Genomic DNA, 18490 nt, shown 5'->3' on the forward strand with positions numbered 1-18490 from the left:
CTGCTCGCAGGGAGGTGGAGCGGACAGTTCTTCCTTCCTCGCGGAAGGGAAAGGCAAGTGGAATGAACTCCCTTTTTTCCTTTTTTGCATGAAATTTCACCACAAAATATTCAATTAAAAATTATAAAAAAATTTGACAAATTCAGCTTATTTATAATATTATTAGAAACAGAAATAGTTAGCAATTGTCATACGTAGTTTTATAATATAAAACTATATAAGTTTAAGAATCATAAAAGCCAGTTTTTAGCATGTAAAGGCTTTTGTCTTTTAAACTATTAACAAAACTTAGTTTTATAATATAAAACAATTTATATTCAAAGTTTTTTCCAAAGACAAAAAGAAAAGTTATTACCAAAAATGATAGCGTTTTCTGAAAGGGGTTACATAGTAGTTGAGATTGTTATTCTTCTAATACAAATAAAAGGGTGGAATCTACATGAAAGCAAAAAAAGGACTAACTATTTTTTCAAGTCTCTTCTTAGCAACATCGGTTCTGTTAGCAGGATGTGGCGGGGCGGAGAAAGCAGGAACAACTGCCGGTTCCGGTTCGGCGGGAAAAGAAACCAAAACCATTAAAATAGCAAATTACTTTGCAAAAGACCATCCGCAAAATATTGCCCTGCGGGAAAAGTTTAAGCCAATGGTCGAAGAAAAATCAGGCGGCACGCTGAAAGTCCAGATTTTTGACAATAGCACCCTGGGTGCAGAAAAAGAATTTTATGATGGTGTTCGTAACGGAACGATTGAGATGGGTATCCCCGGTCTTATTATGCAGGCTGATGTAGAAAAAATGCAGGTTCCGGAATGGCCATTTTTGTTCAAAGACTTCAACCATGTGAAAAAAGTGTTGAATGGGCCGATTGGACAAGAATTAACCGCAGACCTTGAAAGCAAACATGGGGTTCACCCGCTTGCCTGGAGCGCAAACGGTTTTAGAATGTTTTCCTCCAACAAAACAATTAACAGTTTACAGGATTTCAAAGGATTGCGTGTAAGGATGCCAAACATTCCTAACTATATAAAGTTAGGGCAGCTACTAGGAGCAAATGTAACACCAATGCCAATTTCGGAAGTTTTTAGTGCTCTTGAACAAAAGGTAGTCGATGGACAGGATAATCCGATAGCAACACTTCGTGCTTCAGGATGGTATGAGGTGCAAAGTGATGTGCTTGAATCAAAGCATATGTTTAGCCCTAATATTTATATTATCAACAGTAAGTTCTGGAAAGGTTTGACACCTGAACAGCAAAAAGTTATTGAAGAAGCATCAAAGACAGCTGCTGGCTATGAGTTTGATCTTCTGGAGAAGGGCTACGAAAGTGATAAGAAATTCTTGCAGGAACATAAAATCAAGTTTACAACTCCAACCCCTGAGTTTGCAGCTGACATGGAAAAAGCAGCACAGCCTTTATATGACGAAATCTATAAAAAATACCCCTGGTCTAAAGAATTGGTAGAAAAAATTAAGGCCGAAGCAAAATAGTAAACAAAAGTTAAGAAGGACTGGGGTAAAGGGATTTACTCCAGTCCTCAACTAAGAAAGGTGGGAACGAGAATGAGAAAAATATCGAAGATGTTAGAGCAAGTTCTCAATGTCTTTATGGTCGCTGCCCTTGCTTTTATGGTCATCCTCGTCTTCGGCAATGTTGTCCTGCGTTATGCCTTTAATTCCGGGATTACATGGTCGGAGGAAATGTCCCGCTATTTATTTGTCTGGTTGTCTTTTCTTGGGGCCATTGCCGCGTTAAAAGAACACGAACATCTTGGGGTGGATACGCTTGTACGCCGGTTTCCTATAAAGCTGCAAAAGGCCGCCGTCATTCTTAGTGATTTACTCATCCTCTGGGTGCTGAGCCTTGTGCTCGAGGGAAGCTGGAAAATGACCATCATTAATATGGACAGCACAGCGCCGGCTACAGGATTACCGCTGGCGGCTGTCTATGGAACCGGAATTGTCATCAGTATTGCCATGGGATTCATTACCCTCTTCAATCTGTATCGCGTTGTTTTTAACAAAGTAAAAGACGAAGACCTCATCTTAATCAAAGACACCGAAGAATCAGCCTTTACTTATGAACATGAATTTAAAGAGGGGGAAAAACAGGCATGATGATTAGTGTATTTCTCGGTTCTCTGCTTGGAACAATGGCGCTGGGGATGCCGATTGCTTTTGCCCTCTTGTTCAGCGGCGTGGCTCTCATGTTGTATCTCGATATTTTTGACAGTCAAATTATTGCCCAGAACTTAATTAATGGTGCCGATAACTTTCCGCTGATGGCCATCCCTTTTTTCCTGCTTGCAGGGGAATTGATGAATGCCGGCGGTCTCTCTCAGCGCATCGTATCCATGTCGATGAGTTTGGTCGGGCATATTCGAGGCGGACTCGGGTATGTTGCGATTATGGCAAGCGTTTTATTTGCGAGTTTGTCGGGTTCGGCGGTAGCGGATACCGCTGCGATTGGCGCGATTTTAATCCCGATGATGGTCAAAAGCGGCTATGATATCAACCGCTCCAGTGGACTCGTTGCAGCGGGCGGCATTATTGCGCCGGTCATTCCTCCAAGCATCGGATTTATTCTCTTTGGTGTAACGAGCGGCGTCTCCATTACCAAGCTTTTTATGGCGGGAATTGTGCCAGGGATTTTGCTTGGCGTCAGTCTTATCGTTGCCTGGGCGATTGTATCACGCAGAGATAATGTTACGGTACAGCCGCGTAAATCAGCCAGGGAAATTCTCAAAGCATTCAGGGAGGGGATTTGGGCCCTGTTCCTTCCGGCTATCATTATTTTCGGCCTGCGTTTCGGTGTGTTTACGCCAACGGAAGCCGCGGTTGTGGCAGCTGTATATGCTCTGGTTGTGGGGTTGTTTATCTACCGCCAGCTGACCGTGAAAGACTTATATCAGGTTTTCATTAACGCTGCGAAGATGACAAGTGTGGTTATGTTTCTCGTCGCTGCCGCTCTCGTTTCCTCCTGGCTGATTACGGTTGCGAATCTGCCGCAGGAAGTGATTGGGCTGCTCGAGCCGTTTATGGACCACCCGCTGCTCATCCTGCTGATGATTAACTTGCTTGTCGTCATTGTGGGAACGGCGATGGATATGACACCAACCATTCTTATTTTGACGCCTGTCCTCATGCCGCTGGTGAAGGCGGCAGGCATCGACCCTGTGTATTTCGGCGTCCTGTTTATTATCAATAATGCCATTGGGTTATTAACCCCGCCTGTAGGAACTGTGCTGAACGTTGTATGCGGGGTAAGCAAAATCAGTATGGAAGACATTATGAAAGGGGTCTGGCCGTTTCTGCTGGCCGAACTTATTATATTAATTCTATTAATTTTGTTCCCGTCTATTGTATTAGTACCACTACACTGGCTCACCTAATGAGAGAGGAGACTAGACAATGAATAAGCTAAAAGTTGTCGTAACAGATTGGGAGTACGAAGACCTCCGTTTTGAAGAACAAGTATTTGCCCCTTATGAAAATATCGAATTAGTGCCGGCACAATGCCGCACCGAGGAAGATGTTATTGCAGCCTGCCGCGATGCGGACGCAATTATTAACCAGTACGCTCCGCTTGGAGAGAAAGTCATCCGCTCACTTGAAAAATGCAAAGTGATCACCCGCTATGGAGTCGGTGTGAATACGATTGATTTGGAAGCAGCCACAGAGAAAGGAATCTGTGTCGCCAATGTCCCTGATTACTGTATGGATGAAGTAGCTGACCATGCGCTGGCACTTCTTCTCTCCTGGACGCGCAAAGTAACGCTGGCCAATCAGCACGTGAAGGGCAGACTGTGGGATTATAAAGTCACCCAGCCGATTTATCGCCTGCGCGGCCGGACCCTGGGCCTGGTTGGTTTCGGCAAAATCCCTCAGGCATTGGCTGAAAAAGTCAAGCCGCTTGGGCTCAATGTAATAGCTTATGACCCATTCTTTCCTGCTGAAGCAGCTGCAGAAAAGGGTGTAGTACTCACATCCCTGAATGAACTATGCGGACAGTCCGATATTATTTCCGTTCACGCGCCGCTGACCAAGTCAACCGAAGGGATGGTTGGGAAAGAGCAATTCAATGTAATGAAAAGAGATGCTTTGATTATTAATACATCCCGCGGACCTGTTATTAATGAAGCCGCTTTAATTGAAGCGTTACAGGAAAAGAAAATAGCTGGCGCCGCTCTGGATGTTGTGGAAGAAGAACCGATTGCAGCTGATCATCCTCTTCTTTCCATGGACAATATCATCCTCACCCCACATGTAGCCTGGTACTCGGAAGAGGCTGCAGAGGAGATGAGATCGAAAGCCGCCATGGGGGTAGTCGATGTGCTTATTCACAACGAATACCCGAAATACCTGGTAAATGCACAAGTAAAAGAGCGTATAAGTCTTGAGCAAAGCGAGCCAGAAGAACGGTACGCTGCGCTTACATAAAAAAATAAAGGGGGATTTAATAATGAAAAAGTGGGTTAAAAATCTTGCTATTAGTTTAGCTCTGCCCGGGCTTCTTCTGATGAGTGCCTGTGGGACGAGTGGCGGCAGCAGCAGTGCAGGGGCAGGAGCCCCGGCTTCAAAGGAAAAAACGGAAGCTGCCAGCGAGGGTAAAACACGCATTATTAAAGCGGGAATCGGTTTAAATGAAGATCATCCGGAAGGCCAGGGAATGAACAAGTTTAAAGAGCTTGTTGAGCAGAAGAGCGGCGGAAAGATGAAGGTACAGAATTTCTTCAGTGCCACACTCGGGGATGACAAGAAAATGACGGAGGCACTCCAGGGAGGACTCCAGGAGATTACTGTTCCTTCGACCTCACCGCTTGTCAGTACAATTAAAGAATATGGCATTTATGATTTTCCTTTCATGTTTAATAACGAGAAGGAAGCTGATGCAGTGTTAGATGGCCCACTCGGCCAAAAGCTATTGGACAAACTGCCTGAGCATGGGCTTGTTGGATTAGCTTACTGGGAAAACGGATTCCGTAACCTGACAAACAGCAAGCATCCTGTAAATACACCGCAGGACTTCCAGGGATTGAAAATTAGAACGATGCAGAATTCCATACACCTGGAAGCTTTTAAAAGCTTAGGTGCAAATCCAACGCCAATGGCTTTCTCTGAAGTATTCTCGGCGCTTGAAAGCAAAACAGTAGATGGCCAGGAAAACCCGCTTGCAACAATTAAATCAAACAAGTTTAACGAAGTTCAGGATTATTTAAGCATAACAAAGCATGTATACACTCCGTTTGTTTTCCTTGTAAGCAAGAAATTCTGGGATCAATTGTCTCCTGACGAGCAGAAGATCTTAAAAGAGTCAGCGATTGAGGCTGGAAAATACCAGCGTGATGTGAACCGTGAAGCGAACCAAAAAGCAGTAGAAGAACTGAAAGCAGCTGGTATGAAAGTGAATGAAGTAAGCGACGAAAACAGAAAGAAAATGCAGGAAGTTATCAAGCCAGTAGTTGATAAATTTGCAAAAGAAATTGGCGAAGATTTAGTGAAGGAAATGAATACAGAAGTAGAAAAAGCCCGCCAGCAGAAATAGAGATTATATCCCGGTAAGGAGGAGCACTGATGGAGATTATTCAGCAATTACTAAAAGAGATACCGCTGCCTCGCATGGTTAAAGTGCGCCAAAAATTCCATGCACCTGAAATAGCTGATGTGGCAGAAGCTGTACACCAGGCGATTAAAGAGGCTGATGTGCTGCACAGAATTTCATCAGGAGATCGGGTCGCTATTGCTGTGGGAAGCCGTGGTGTGGCTGATATTTCAATTCTTACCCGTGAAGTAGTGAATGCAGTTAGATCAGCGGGTGGGTCTCCGTTTATTGTTCCGGCAATGGGGAGTCATGGAGGAGCAACTGCGGAAGGCCAGATTGAAGTTCTTGAGCAGTTGGGTGTTACGGAAGAGTCCATCGGTGCTCCGATCCTTTCAAGTATGGATGTTGTAGAAGTAGGAAGGCTGCCTAACGGCCTTCCTATTTACACTGACAAATACGCATCCGAAGCGGACAAAGTCATTGTAATTAATAGGATCAAACCCCATACAGCGTTCCGTGGCCCTGTAGAGAGCGGACTGATGAAGATGATTACGATCGGCCTTGGTAAGCAAAAGGGGGCAGAAGCCGCCCATGCTTACAGCTTTAAATATATGGCGGAACATGTCCCCGAGATGGCAAAGATAGTACTCGGTAAGATGCCTATTATTTTTGGGCTTGGTACGCTAGAAAACGCGTATGATCGTCCCGCTAAAATCGTGGCTGTCCCTGCTGAAAAGATGCAGGAAATGGAGCCGCAGCTATTGCTGGAAGCAAAGGCGCTAATGCCGCGTATTATGTTCAGTCCAATTGACGTACTTGTTGTTAATGAAATCGGCAAGGATATCTCCGGGGACGGTATGGATCCGAATATCACGGGACGCTACGCAACTCCTTATGCGAGTGGCGGGCCGGAAGTTTCCCGCATTGTCGTTCTGGGATTAACCGAAAAAACACATGGGAATGCAAATGGACTTGGAACAGCTGATATGACAACGCGCACGGTATTTAATGAAATTGCCTGGGAGAAAGGCTATGCTAATGCGTTAACGAGTACGGTTGTATCCGTTATAAAGATCCCTATGGTTCTGGAAACGGAAGAACAGGCAGTAAAAGCGGCAGTAAAAACATGCAATGCATTTAATTTAAACAACGTACGGCTTGTCCGTATAAAAAATACGCTGGATATTAAAGAAATTTGGATATCGGAGAGTCTGCTGGAGGAGGCAAAGCAGATCGAAGATGTCGAGATTTTATCTGAACCTTTTGAGATGGACTTTTCTCTATAAAGATGTCAGGAGAGATACATATGAAAATTACGAATCTCATACTTTACAAGGTGCCTCCGCGCTGGCTGTTTTTAAAGGTAGAAACGGATGAGGGAATCAGTGGGTGGGGGGAGCCTATTGTTGAAGGGAAAGCGGATACGGTTGAAGCATGCGTTCGGGAAATGAGCGACTATTTGATAGGCAAGGATCCGCTTATGATTGAGGATCACTGGCAGGTATTATACCGTGGTGGATTTTACCGCGGCGGCCCTATTCTCATGAGTGCCATTTCTGGGATTGAGCAAGCGCTTTGGGATATTAAGGGTAAGTTCTACCAGGCGCCTGTGTACCAGATGCTTGGTGGGGCAGCCCGCAATAAAATCCGTGTTTACTCCTGGATTGGCGGTGACAGGCCAAATGATGTAGCGGCGGCAGCGAGGGAAAAAGCGGAAGCCGGATTTACTGCAATTAAAATGAATGCGACGGAAGAGATGAATTACATTGATACAACATCCCGCGTGGAGGAAGTAATAAACCGCATCGCCGCTGTTAGAGAGGCTGTAGGAAAGGACATTGGTATTGGCATGGACTTTCATGGAAGGGTTCATAAGACGATGGCAAAGACACTCGTCAAAGAACTGGAGCCGTATCGCCCGATGTTCATTGAAGAACCTGTACTGCCTGAAAACAATGAAGCGTTAAGGGAAATTGCCCGTTATACAAGTTCTCCAATTGCCACAGGAGAAAGGCAATATACACGCTGGGGCTTTAAGCAGCTGCTCATTGACGGTTATGTTGACATCATTCAGCCGGATCTCTCCCATGCCGGTGGGATTTTAGAGTGTAAAAAAATTGCGGCGATGGCAGAGGCGTTTGACGTGGCAGTCGCACCGCACTGTCCGCTTGGACCCATTGCGCTGGCTTCTTCACTGCAATTGGATGCATGTACGCCAAATGTGATTATCCAGGAACAAAGTCTCGGTATTCACTACAATCAGGGAAGTGATTTGCTCGATTACCTGGTTGACCCAACTGTATTTAAATATATAGATGGGTTTGTTGAAATCCCACAGGGCCCTGGGCTTGGGATTGAGGTGAATGAAGAAATAGTGAAAGAGGCGGCACAGAGAGGCCATAACTGGCGCAACCCGATTTGGCGCTATGAAGATGGAAGTGTAGCTGAATGGTAACAAGGAAAAGGAAAGGAGGAATGTTTCAATGGCAGTAAACTACCCTTACATTGACAGTGCGATAAACCCTTACCGTGATAATGTCCAGGGAAAAGCAAATGAACCGATTTGTGTAGCCGGTTTGCTTGATCGAGCGAAACAAGTTCTCGGTTCTACTTATAAAGGGCCACAGCCTGATTGGACGCTTGAGGAAATTTATAACCGGCTGCATGATAACGCACCGCGCGTTGCCATTATCGGAGGTTCGCCGGACCATCCGGCTCATATTATGGATTTCCAAACATCAGCACGGGCAGCGATTCGGATCTGGCAAAACGGAGGTGTTCCTTTCCAATTTTCAACCCCTGTCATGTGTGATGGAACAGCACAGAGTAACCAGGGGATGAGCTATTCTCTCCAAAGCCGTAATGCAGTAGCCCAAATGGTGGTGAATCAGCTGGAGGCCCATAGTTATCATGGTGCTTTTGTGATTCAGGGATGCGACAAGCAGCCGCTTGGCGTTGTCAGCGCACTAACCCACGTGGACCGGGTCCGAAGAGAGCGCGGGGAGGCCCCTTTCTTCGCAACATTTGCACCCGCACATGTTTTACAGGGCGGAACCATTCCTGTGGATTTATTTGCAGAACTTGAAGAAGTAGCTAAGCGTGCAGAAGCGCAAAATGCGGAGGATATCGCTTATGATTTGCGTGATGCGCTGGCTTATATCTTACAGTGCTCTTCCAACACCGCTTTCCAGGGGGTATTAGAAAGAGCAAGAGAACGGGGCATTATTACGAAAGCGGCCCATGATCATTATGAAAAAGAACTGGCTATTAATACATGTGACGGACAGGGCGGGGTATGCGCATTCAACGGGACAGGAAACAGCTCCCGCCATTTAGTAGCTGGTATGGGGCTTATTCACCCGACCCTTGAGCTTTTAACAGATCCGCCATCACAGGAACAGATTAACCAGTCATTGGACAGCCTGGCTGCTATGATAAACAATCCAATCTTTGGCACTTCAAACATAATGGCGGCTAACATTAAAAATGCCATTCGAATTCACAGTGCTTCTGGCGGTTCAACAAATCTTATGATGCATATTGTGGCAGGGATGCTGTACGGGGGCTATAAATTCAGTCTTTGGGATCTTGATGAAATTCATCACGAAGTTCCGATTCCGGATTTATTTGATTACAGTTTGACACAGGGCCGTGACATATTCGCGCTCGCTATGCAGTGCTGTGATGGAAAGAGCCGGGGAATGGAAACGCTGTTCCATGAATTAATTCAAAATGGCGTCCCTATGGATATTGATGCACCTACAGTAACGGGAACCACATGGCGGGAGCGTCTTTCAAAAGAAGATGGATTGTCCGCAGATCTTGTAGAAGAAAATCCCGTTATCCTTTCCGCCCCACGCCGCCCCTTTAGCGGTGTTGATGTACTGACAGGCAACTTCTTTGAAAGTGCTGTTGTCAAAATTAGCGGAATGACGACACGACAGCTTGATGAGTTCGATAAAAAGGCCGCTTTTGTTCTTTATTATGAAAATGAAGATGATGCAAACCGTGGCTTGCTTAATTCTAGCCTTCTTGATGAACTGAAGCAGCAGCACAGTTTCAAGCATGAAAATCTTGTGGCTATGTTAAAGCAGAATGGACCTGAACTGTTCGATGAATATAAGGACAGTAGATATGAAGAACTTTTTGACACAATGGTTGAGAAGGGGATCCTGAAAATTGCTGTTGTTGTTTCAGGGCAGGGACCGATAGCATTTGGAATGCCGGAAATGTTTACACCGATGCAGCATATTAATGCAAGCCGTAACCTAAAACGCGTAGCTACGCTCATTAGTGATGGCCGCTATTCTGGAGTAACGTATGGTGCAGCGATTGGCCATATGACACCGGAAGCAAAAGAAGGTGGCGGAATCCTTTACCTTAAGACGGGTGACCTTCTTTACCTAAATTTTCGGGAACGGCAAATCCAGTTTCTTGACGAAAGTGCATTCCAGAATGGTTCTCTTTCTTTCGAATTTAAGTCGACAAGAGAAGCAAGGCAGAGTCTTGGTGAAGAAAGGTTAGTAATGATTCGCCAGCGCCAGCGGCAAGTTGCTGCAAGCAATCGCATGATTGGGCATACGGATGCGGCAAATGGTGTGGTTCCACTGGCAGTTGCCGAAGATGCCACACTTGATTACCGTAGCGATGTCCTTCTGCCTGAAACAAAAAATCTAACAAAAAATATATAAATATAACAATAAAATTGAGAAAGGCGGCGAGGATTTTGGACAAAACACGTGAGGTAATTAAGGGGCTTGGCTTTCCTGCAACCGATTGTAATGATTTGCCCACATCAACAAAAACATTTCCAGACGGTGCCCAGTATCGTGTTGAAATTCCAAGCGTAGAAGGCCCGGCTTCATTTGAAGCAGTAATTGAAGCATGTGAACAGTATCAAGTGAACATTCACCGTGTATCCCAGGGCAGCGGAATCATGCTCCTTACTGATGAAGAACTGGATGAAATGGTTTCTATTGGAGAGCGTGAAAATCTTGAGGTAAGCTTGTTCGTCGGACCGCGCGGTACATGGGATGTTACAGCAATGCCCTGGGCGAGCGCGGGAAAGATTGCCGGTCTGCGGGTACAGGGAATGGATCAACTTGTTTATTCGATTGAAGATATTAAGCGGGCATGCAACAGAGGAATCCGCAGCATTCTTGTAGCTGACGAAGGGTTGCTCTGGTTGGTAAATGAGTTTAAGAAACAGGGAGAGCTTCCGCACGATTTGGTTGTGAAGATTTCTGTGCAGATGGCGCAGTCTAATCCGGTGTCTATCAAAATCGTGGAACAGATGGGTGCCGGTACGTATAATGTGCCAACTGATTTGACGCTTGCCCGCCTTGCCGCCATCCGGCAGGCAGTCGATATTCCTATCGATATTTATGTAGAAGTGCCCGATGATGTGGGAGGCTTTATTCGCCATTATGAAATTCCTGAAATTATCCGGGTCGCAGCCCCTGTTTACATTAAGTTCGGCTTGCGGAATGCGCCAAATATTTATCCGTCCGGTACACATTTAGAACCCACATCCATTGCTCTGTCACGGGAAAGAGTACGCCGCGCTAAACTTGGACTTGATATGATCAAACGGTACGCCCCTCATCTGAAAACATCCGAGAAAGGAGCAGAAGGCCTGGCTGTCCCGGTGAAAGGTGCCGAAGTATGGACGTAGTAACATTCGGCGAAACGATGGTGCTTTTTAATCCCCTCTCTACGGGTCCGCTGCGGTATGCAGGACAATTTGAGAAAACGATTGGCGGTGCGGAATCGAATGTTGCGATTGGCCTGGCAAGGCTGGGCCACCAGGTCAGCTGGATTAGCCGTCTGGGAGAAGATGAATTCGGCGTCTACGTTCGCAATTTTATTCGTGGGGAAGGCGTGGATACATCGGGTGTTGTATTTGATGAAACCCACCCGACCGCTGTGTTTTTTAAAGAGCGGCGAGCCGCACAGGAGTCAAAAGTTTTTTATTATCGGAGCGGATCGGCAGCGAGCCGCATGACGCCAAACGATATAAAGGAAGAGGATATCGCAAGGGCAAAGTATCTGCATGTCACGGGCATTACCCCGGCACTAAGCGAGACATGCAAAGAGACAGTGCTGCACGCAATTGCCCTGGCCAAGAAGAACGGGGTAAAAGTCGTTTTTGATCCGAATATTCGATTGAAGATCTGGTCAAAAGAAGAGGCCAGGCAAACGCTTATGTCGATCGCAAGGCAGTGTGATATTGTTCTGCCGGGGTTTGAAGAAGGCGAAATGCTAACGGAAAAAAACACGCCGGAAGACATAGCTAACTATTTCATAGAGGATGGAGTGTCTCTTGTTGTCGTTAAACTTGGCGCTCAGGGTGCGTATTATGCGACTGCGACGGAAGAAGAGTATGTTGCCGGATCTAAAGTGGAACAGATTGTAGACTCAATCGGAGCAGGGGATGGGTTTGCGGCAGGATTCCTGTCCGGTCTAATTAGAGGCTGGACGATAAGAGAAGCCGTAACACTTGGAAATAAAATCGGGGCTTATGCATTAACAGTAGTCGGCGATGTGGAAGGATACCCATTCTGGTCGCAGGTCTGTCCGGAGCAAGGAGATAAAGAAGTACTACGTTAAATTAGAAGAGGAGGTGGATACCTGAATGCTTCCTAAAGTAAAGCTACTGCAAAAGATGACGGAAAGCGGCGTTATTGCTGTCATTCGGCGTGTCCCACAAGAATCTATTGAAAAAATCGCAGAAAATTTAGTGGAAGGAGGGGTAACAGCACTGGAAGTAACGGTCGACACTCCTGGAGCTTTTGAAGCGATTCGGCTTCTTTCAGAGAAGCTTCAAGGGCGGGCGGTTGTTGGAGCAGGAACGGTTATTGACAGTGAATCAGCCCGGCTGGCCATTAACAGCGGTGCGGAGTTTATTTTAAGTCCCAGCCTTCATGAGGGAGTCATTCGAACAGCACTGAGATACGGAAAGGTTGCCGTGCCGGGGGTTTTTACACCGACCGAAATGATTACCGCGATTGAATGGGGCGCGGATATGGTTAAAGTGTTTCCGGCAGCCGGTCTTGGCGTGAAGTACATCAAAGATGTGAAAGCGCCATTCCCCCATATTCCTATTATCCCAACAGGAGGCATAAATTTAGATAATATCGCTTCCTTTTTCGAAGCTGAAGTAGCCGCTGTTGGAATCGGTGGAAATCTTGTAAATGCAAAGGCAGTAGAACCAGAAGACTTCATACAAATTAGAGAAACAGCTGCTAGATATGTAGAGGCAATTAAACGGGCACGTGCCACTCTCTTCTAAGGTTTTGCTAAACTTATCAGGGCTAATGTAAATTCCGTTGGCCTTGTATGCTAATATAAAACAGAATCATTTTATATTAGATAATTTTATTAAAGGGTGGTTTACATGCCAATTATTCAATCGGTAGATCGGGCACTGCGCATTCTGGACCTGTTTGATGAGTACGAAACAGAATTGAAAATTACGGACATCAGTTCGCGGATGAATCTACATAAGAGCACCGTTCATTCGCTTTTAAAAACACTACAGATTCATAATTATATCGACCAAAATCCGGAAAACGGAAAATATAGACTTGGAATGAAGTTGTTTGAGAGAGGGAATTTTGTTATCAGCAGTCTGGACATCCGCTCTATTGCAAAAACCTACCTGCTTGAGCTTTCAATGAAGACAGGAAATACGGTTCACATTGTTATTCTTGATGGAAAAGAAGGGGTATACATTGACAAGGTGGAGGGTCCGGCTGCTACTGTTTTATACTCTCGAATCGGGCGAAGGGTTCCTGTTCATTGCAGTGCAGTAGGAAAGGTTCTTGTCGCCTTTAAAGGTAAGAAAGAGCTAAAAGATATCCTCGATGGCTATGTTTATAAACAACATACTTCAAAAACGATTATTAATGAAACTGATTTTATGTCTGAATTGGAGAGAGTACGGGAATGCGGCTATGCAATGGATAACGAAGAGAACGAACCGGGCGTGGCCTGCGTAGCTGTTCCGATTTATAATCATTCCGGAGGGGTAGTGGCTGCTATGAGTATGTCACAACCGGTTACACGTCTTGATAAGAAACGTATGGATGAAACCATTGCGATTTTAAAACAGGCTGCAGATGAAATTTCGGCTCGGCTCGGATATGGCGTACATACTGTTACCGGGTAGGGCAGCGATCAAAATACTACAAACAAAAAATGAAACTCGGTTTTATAATATAAAACAATCGGAGGTTTTATTATGCGGATTATTCGATATACAAATGAAAATTTAGGTTCTACTCTTGCAGCTGTTACAGACGATGATCTCGTTTATTCTCTTCCATACAGCGATTTTATGCAGTTGGTAAACGCAGCGGATGGAGAAGGGATGACGGCCCTTGCTCTTATAAATAAGGAGATTGAAGGAGCAGATCCGTTAAAAGTTCCACTCTCTAATTTAACGTTACTTGTTCCAATCGAAGCACCCGAAGTATGGGCTGCCGGTGTAACATATGAGAAAAGCCGCGATGCAAGAAATTACGAAGCAACAGGCGGCAAGCTAGATGCTGCAACGTTTTATGATAAGGTATATGATGCAGAGCGCCCGGAGATTTTTTTTTAAGTCAACAGCTGCCCGTACTGTCGGGCCAAATCAGCCTGTATATATACGCAGCGATTCTAACTGGCAGATTCCAGAGCCCGAACTTGGGCTGGTCATTGACAGAGAAGGGAAAATCCTTGGCTATACAATTGGAAACGATATGAGTTCCCGCGATATTGAAGGAGAAAACCCGCTGTACCTGCCGCAGGCAAAGGTTTGGAAGCATTCCTGCTCGATTGGTCCGGTCATCCGCCTGGCAGAGACAGTAGAGGATCCTTACACGTTCCAGATTACATGCCGCATCTATCGAAATGAAGAAAAGGTAGTGGAAGGAACAGCCAGCACTGGTCAGCTAAAACGGAGATTTGATGAACTCATCTCTTATCTTGTGAGAGACAATGAAATTTTTGATGGTACAGTATTATTAACAGGTACATGCATTGTACCACCGAATGAATTTACCCTGCAGGATAATGATAGGATTGAAATTGAAATTTCCGATCTTGGTATCCTTAATAATCCTGTCAAAGCACAACAGCCTAACAAAAACATCGGAAGTAATGTTTGATTCTTTCGAAAAAAGGGGCGGGATCGATGAGTGTCGCAGGTAAAATCGCTCTTGTAACAGGAGCGGGATCGGGAATCGGTGAAGCGATTGCCAAAAAACTAGGCAGGAATGGTGCCATTGTAGCGGTGTGCGATATCGATGAAACAGGCGGAAGAAGAGTTGCTGAAGAAATCAACGCTGAAGGAAATCAGGCCGAGTTTTATCTGCTTAATGTTACACAAGCACTCCAGGTGGAGAGGGTAGTAGAACAGGCTGTTCAACAGTTCGGAAAGCTAGATATTATGGTTAACAATGCGGGAATCGGAAAAGCCGGAACGGTTATCGAACAAACAGAAGCCGACTGGGATGCCATGATGAATGTAAATGCCAAGGGAGCCTTCTTTGGTTGTAAGTATGCAGTAAAGCAGATGCTTACCCAGGAGAGCGGGGGAAGTATTGTGAACATCGCTTCGGTGGCCGGTATGGTCGGCGTCTTGAACCGGGCGGGCTACTGCGCCTCTAAAGCAGCTATTGTTGGGCTTACAAAATCGGTTGCTTCTGATTTTGCAGAGAAAGGAATTCGGGTTAATTCTATCTCCCCAGGAACAATTGAGTCACCGTGGATTCAGAAAATTCTATCTGATAATCCCGATCCGGTAAATGCGAGAACCCAAATGCAGCAGCGCCAGCCAATTGGCCGTATGGGGACACCGGAAGAAGTGGCAAACCTTGTCCATTTCCTGGCGAGTGAGGAAGCTTCTTTTATTACAGGAAGCAACTATGTAGCTGATGGGGGTCTTACCGTTCGATAATATATCGGTATTTACGGGGAGGAAAAAGGCTTTTATGGAGACAGCTTATAAAACCGTAATGATGAAACCGTACGACAAGGTCGCAGTGGCCCTGATGACAATTCCTGCAGGAACGGTTATCGAGGTAACGTGCCTTGATAAAACATATATCATTAAACTCGTCGACGAAATTGACTTTGGCCATAAATTTGCCGTCGTACCGATTGGTAAAGGAGAAGACATTTTAAAATACGGTGAAGTAATTGGCATGGCTTGCCAGGATATTGCGGTGGGGGAGCATGTCCATGTACACAATCTAGAAGGAAAACGGGGAAGGGGTGACAAAATTGGTGCCGGACAATAAACCAGCATTCTGGGGATACAGGCGGCATGATGGGAGAGTCGGCGTGCGAAATCACGTGCTCATCCTGCCAACAATTACGTGCGCTACCCAGGCAGCCCACCAAATTACACAGCTGGTGCAGGGGACTGTGAGCTTCATCCACCAGCATGGCTGTGCCCAGGTTGGGGTGGATTATGACCAAACGTTCCGTACGTATGTAGGTATGGGGTTAAATCCGAATGTTTACGGTGTAGTCGTGCTCGGGCTTGGCTGTGAAACCCACCAGGCGAGAAGCGTAGCCGGAGAAATTGCAAAAAGCGGCAAACCGGTTGAAGTTGTTTCAATACAAGATCATGGTGGTACGTTAATGGCGATTGCCCAGGGAGCCAGGGCTGCGGCAAAAATGGTACAGGATGCTTCTGCACTTATGCGTGAGCCTTTTGACTTTAGTGAACTTATCGTCGGAACAGAATGCGGCGGTTCGGACGCATGCTCCGGCCTTTCCGCCAACCCTGCCGTGGGAGTTGTAAGCGATATGCTTGTTGATGCGGGAGGGACAGCAATCCTCGCGGAAACGACGGAACTAATTGGAGCGGAGCATTTACTGGCCAAGCGGGCGGTGGACGAAAAAGTAGCCAGGCGCGTATATGAGGTCATTGAACAAATGGAAAGCCGGGCCATTATGATGGGTGTCGATATTCGAACAGGCAACCCGAGTCCGGGAAATATTAAGGGCGGGCTTAGTTCGTTGGAGGAGAAATCGCTTGGAGCGGCGAACAAGTCAGGCAGCAGGCCTCTGCAGGAGTTAATTGATTACGCACAGGCCCCGGCGAAAAAAGGACTTGTGTGGATGGATACACCGGGGCACGATATTGAACAGTTGACGGGAATGGTTGCTGGCGGCGCACAGGTAGTACTGTTTACAAGCGGCCGGGGAACTCCTACCGGTTCACCCATTGCTCCTGTTATTAAAATTTCTACTAACACATCAATGTTTGAGAACATGCAGGATAACATGGATATGAATGCCGGGACGATTATTGATGGTAATGAATCAATACAGTCTGTAGGACAGCGAATCTTCGATGAAATCGCCCGGGTCAGCTCCGGCAAGCTCACGAAAGCAGAGATTTTGAAGCAGCATGATTTTGGTATTTGGCGTATCGGACCGACGTTCTAACTCATTAAAATATGTTTTATAAAGGAGAGGTGTATAGCAAATGACTACACAAGTACAGGTGAAAACATATTTAAACTATATCAATGGTGAATGGGCTGCCTGCTCTGCAAACAAAGTAGACAAAAGCATTAACCCGGCAAACAAGAATGAAATCGTCGGGTATGTCCAGTCCTCTTCTAAGGAAGATTTAGATGCTGCCGTGGCTGCAGCTAAAGAAGCGCAGAAAGCGTGGCGAAAGCTTTCGGGAGCAGCCAGAGGCGACTATTTATACAAAGTAGCGAACATTATAGAGAGCCGTCTTGATGATATTGCGGAAGCCATGACAAGAGAAATGGGAAAAACATTTCCGGAATCGAAAGGAGAAACAGCTCGCGGAGTTGCCATCCTTCGTTATTTTGCCGGTGAAGGAATGCGCAAAATCGGGGATGTTATTCCGTCTACAGATAATGAAGCGCTTATGTTTACAACGCGTGTTCCATTAGGTGTTGTTGGTGTTATTTCACCATGGAACTTCCCTGTGGCCATTCCAATTTGGAAAATGGCACCCGCGCTTATCTATGGAAACACAGTTGTATTAAAGCCGGCACAGGAAACAGCCGTTACGGCAGCTAAAGTAATTGAGTGCTTCGCTGAAGCAGGGCTGCCGGCAGGTGTAGTCAATCTGGTAACAGGGCCTGGCAGTGTGATCGGACAGGGAATCATTGAACATCCGGATATTAATGGTATTACGTTTACAGGTTCCAATGCAGTAGGGAAGAGGGTCGGACAGGGAGCACTTGCCCGCGGTGCCAAATATCAGCTGGAGATGGGGGGCAAAAACCCAATTATTATTGCAAATGACGCAGACCTTGATCTCGCGGTTGATGGCACAATTAGCGGCGGACTGCGCTCTACTGGACAGAAATGCACAGCAACAAGCCGTGTTTTCGTGCAGGCTGATATATATGAAGAATTTAAGGAAAAGCTGCTTGCAAAAGTGAAAGAATTGAAAATTGGAAATGGAATGCAGGGAGAGACATGGATGGGTCCTTGCGCCAGCGAAAATCAGTTAAACACAGTCCTGTCTTACATCCAAAAAGGAAAAGAAGAAGGAGCCACTCTCCTATATGGTGGTGAAAGACCTGCAGAAAACGGTACGGAAGATGGCTTCTATGTCCAGCCTGCTCTATTTGAGGATGTAACAAATGACATGATTATCGCACAAGAAGAAATCTTCGGGCCTGTGCTTGCGTTAATTACGTTTGATGCAATTGAGGAAGCGTTACAGATGGCAAATGATGTTGAATTCGGCTTAAGCGCATCGATCTACACGAAGGACATCGGCAGCATGCTTTCCTTCATTAATGAAATGGAAGCCGGACTGGTTAGGGTTAACGCAGAAACAGCCGGCGTCGAACTTCAGGCTCCGTTTGGCGGAATGAAGCAGTCAAGCTCCCATTCACGCGAGCAGGGCCAGGCGGCTATCGAGTTCTTTACTTCTATTAAAACTGTATTTGTAAAGGCATAGA

At 45.9% G+C, this 18490-nt stretch carries 16 protein-coding genes and 1 pseudogene; all 17 read left to right on the forward strand.

Annotated features, from left to right (window positions below; genetic code table 11):
• Positions 1-439 precede the first annotated feature (439 nt).
• The 17 genes and pseudogenes from MBEAL2_RS11355 (at position 440) to gucD (ending at position 18489) form a co-directional block, all read left to right on the forward strand.
• Positions 440-1486, forward strand: a complete 1047-nt coding sequence (locus MBEAL2_RS11355; RefSeq protein ID WP_047152428.1) for a TRAP transporter substrate-binding protein — start codon at positions 440-442, stop codon at positions 1484-1486.
• A gap of 72 nt (positions 1487-1558) precedes the next feature.
• Positions 1559-2113: a TRAP transporter small permease gene (locus tag MBEAL2_RS11360; protein ID WP_047152429.1), complete on the forward strand. Its 555-nt coding sequence runs from the start codon at positions 1559-1561 to the stop codon at positions 2111-2113.
• Complete coding sequence (locus MBEAL2_RS11365) at positions 2110-3387, forward strand: TRAP transporter large permease subunit (RefSeq protein WP_047152430.1); 1278 nt, start codon at positions 2110-2112, stop codon at positions 3385-3387. Before MBEAL2_RS11360 ends, MBEAL2_RS11365 begins: the two co-directional genes overlap by 4 nt.
• A gap of 19 nt (positions 3388-3406) precedes the next feature.
• A complete protein-coding gene (locus MBEAL2_RS11370) occupies positions 3407-4435 on the forward strand; it encodes a C-terminal binding protein (RefSeq protein ID WP_047152431.1) in 1029 nt (342 codons plus the stop codon).
• A gap of 22 nt (positions 4436-4457) precedes the next feature.
• Positions 4458-5540: a TRAP transporter substrate-binding protein gene (locus MBEAL2_RS11375; protein ID WP_047152432.1), complete on the forward strand. Its 1083-nt coding sequence runs from the start codon at positions 4458-4460 to the stop codon at positions 5538-5540.
• 29 nt (positions 5541-5569) lie between these two features.
• Positions 5570-6823, forward strand: a complete 1254-nt coding sequence (locus MBEAL2_RS11380; protein WP_047152433.1) for a nickel pincer cofactor-dependent isomerase, group 22 — start codon at positions 5570-5572, stop codon at positions 6821-6823.
• Positions 6824-6843: 20 nt separating this feature from the next.
• The gene (gene dgoD / locus MBEAL2_RS11385; protein WP_047152434.1) at positions 6844-7992 is read left to right on the forward strand and encodes a galactonate dehydratase; all 1149 of its coding nucleotides are present in this window, start codon (positions 6844-6846) and stop codon (positions 7990-7992) included.
• A 28-nt stretch (positions 7993-8020) separates the two neighbouring features.
• Positions 8021-10228 (forward strand): dihydroxy-acid dehydratase domain-containing protein, encoded by a 2208-nt coding sequence (locus MBEAL2_RS11390; RefSeq protein WP_047152435.1) that lies wholly within the window; start codon positions 8021-8023, stop codon positions 10226-10228.
• A 35-nt stretch (positions 10229-10263) separates the two neighbouring features.
• Complete coding sequence (locus tag MBEAL2_RS11395; protein ID WP_047152436.1) at positions 10264-11211, forward strand: U32 family peptidase; 948 nt, start codon at positions 10264-10266, stop codon at positions 11209-11211.
• Positions 11202-12146: a sugar kinase gene (locus MBEAL2_RS11400; protein ID WP_047152437.1), complete on the forward strand. Its 945-nt coding sequence runs from the start codon at positions 11202-11204 to the stop codon at positions 12144-12146. Before MBEAL2_RS11395 ends, MBEAL2_RS11400 begins: the two co-directional genes overlap by 10 nt.
• Before the next feature lie 25 nt (positions 12147-12171).
• A complete protein-coding gene (locus tag MBEAL2_RS11405) occupies positions 12172-12828 on the forward strand; it encodes a bifunctional 4-hydroxy-2-oxoglutarate aldolase/2-dehydro-3-deoxy-phosphogluconate aldolase (protein WP_047152438.1) in 657 nt (218 codons plus the stop codon).
• Positions 12829-12933: 105 nt separating this feature from the next.
• Positions 12934-13707, forward strand: a complete 774-nt coding sequence (locus MBEAL2_RS11410) for an IclR family transcriptional regulator (RefSeq protein WP_047152439.1) — start codon at positions 12934-12936, stop codon at positions 13705-13707.
• Positions 13708-13779: 72 nt separating this feature from the next.
• A pseudogene (locus tag MBEAL2_RS11415) lies at positions 13780-14689 on the forward strand (fumarylacetoacetate hydrolase family protein).
• A 26-nt stretch (positions 14690-14715) separates the two neighbouring features.
• The gene (locus tag MBEAL2_RS11420) at positions 14716-15480 is read left to right on the forward strand and encodes an SDR family NAD(P)-dependent oxidoreductase (protein ID WP_047152529.1); all 765 of its coding nucleotides are present in this window, start codon (positions 14716-14718) and stop codon (positions 15478-15480) included.
• A 34-nt stretch (positions 15481-15514) separates the two neighbouring features.
• Complete coding sequence (locus MBEAL2_RS11425) at positions 15515-15823, forward strand: UxaA family hydrolase (protein WP_047152440.1); 309 nt, start codon at positions 15515-15517, stop codon at positions 15821-15823.
• Positions 15807-16982, forward strand: a complete 1176-nt coding sequence (locus tag MBEAL2_RS11430) for a UxaA family hydrolase (RefSeq protein ID WP_152667776.1) — start codon at positions 15807-15809, stop codon at positions 16980-16982. The genes MBEAL2_RS11425 and MBEAL2_RS11430 overlap by 17 nt, the downstream gene beginning before the upstream one ends.
• Positions 16983-17022: 40 nt before the next feature.
• Positions 17023-18489 (forward strand): alpha-ketoglutaric semialdehyde dehydrogenase GucD, encoded by a 1467-nt coding sequence (gucD, locus tag MBEAL2_RS11435; protein ID WP_047152441.1) that lies wholly within the window; start codon positions 17023-17025, stop codon positions 18487-18489.
• The last annotated feature ends 1 nt before the right edge of the window (position 18490 follow it).

It is taken from the genome of Aneurinibacillus tyrosinisolvens, assembly GCF_001015055.1.
Taxonomy (GTDB): domain Bacteria; phylum Bacillota; class Bacilli; order Aneurinibacillales; family Aneurinibacillaceae; genus Aneurinibacillus_A; species Aneurinibacillus_A tyrosinisolvens.

Coding starts and splice junctions, on each gene's coding strand:
- dgoD (WP_047152434.1), top strand. CDS start 6,844: ATGAAAATTACGAATCTCATACTTTACAAGGTGCCTCCGCGCTGGCTG.
- MBEAL2_RS11365 (WP_047152430.1), top strand. CDS start 2,110: ATGATGATTAGTGTATTTCTCGGTTCTCTGCTTGGAACAATGGCGCTG.
- MBEAL2_RS11355 (WP_047152428.1), top strand. CDS start 440: ATGAAAGCAAAAAAAGGACTAACTATTTTTTCAAGTCTCTTCTTAGCA.
- MBEAL2_RS11360 (WP_047152429.1), top strand. CDS start 1,559: ATGAGAAAAATATCGAAGATGTTAGAGCAAGTTCTCAATGTCTTTATG.
- MBEAL2_RS11370 (WP_047152431.1), top strand. CDS start 3,407: ATGAATAAGCTAAAAGTTGTCGTAACAGATTGGGAGTACGAAGACCTC.
- MBEAL2_RS11380 (WP_047152433.1), top strand. CDS start 5,570: ATGGAGATTATTCAGCAATTACTAAAAGAGATACCGCTGCCTCGCATG.
- MBEAL2_RS11375 (WP_047152432.1), top strand. CDS start 4,458: ATGAAAAAGTGGGTTAAAAATCTTGCTATTAGTTTAGCTCTGCCCGGG.
- MBEAL2_RS11420 (WP_047152529.1), top strand. CDS start 14,716: ATGAGTGTCGCAGGTAAAATCGCTCTTGTAACAGGAGCGGGATCGGGA.
- gucD (WP_047152441.1), top strand. CDS start 17,023: ATGACTACACAAGTACAGGTGAAAACATATTTAAACTATATCAATGGT.
- MBEAL2_RS11405 (WP_047152438.1), top strand. CDS start 12,172: ATGCTTCCTAAAGTAAAGCTACTGCAAAAGATGACGGAAAGCGGCGTT.
- MBEAL2_RS11390 (WP_047152435.1), top strand. CDS start 8,021: ATGGCAGTAAACTACCCTTACATTGACAGTGCGATAAACCCTTACCGT.
- MBEAL2_RS11400 (WP_047152437.1), top strand. CDS start 11,202: ATGGACGTAGTAACATTCGGCGAAACGATGGTGCTTTTTAATCCCCTC.
- MBEAL2_RS11425 (WP_047152440.1), top strand. CDS start 15,515: ATGGAGACAGCTTATAAAACCGTAATGATGAAACCGTACGACAAGGTC.
- MBEAL2_RS11410 (WP_047152439.1), top strand. CDS start 12,934: ATGCCAATTATTCAATCGGTAGATCGGGCACTGCGCATTCTGGACCTG.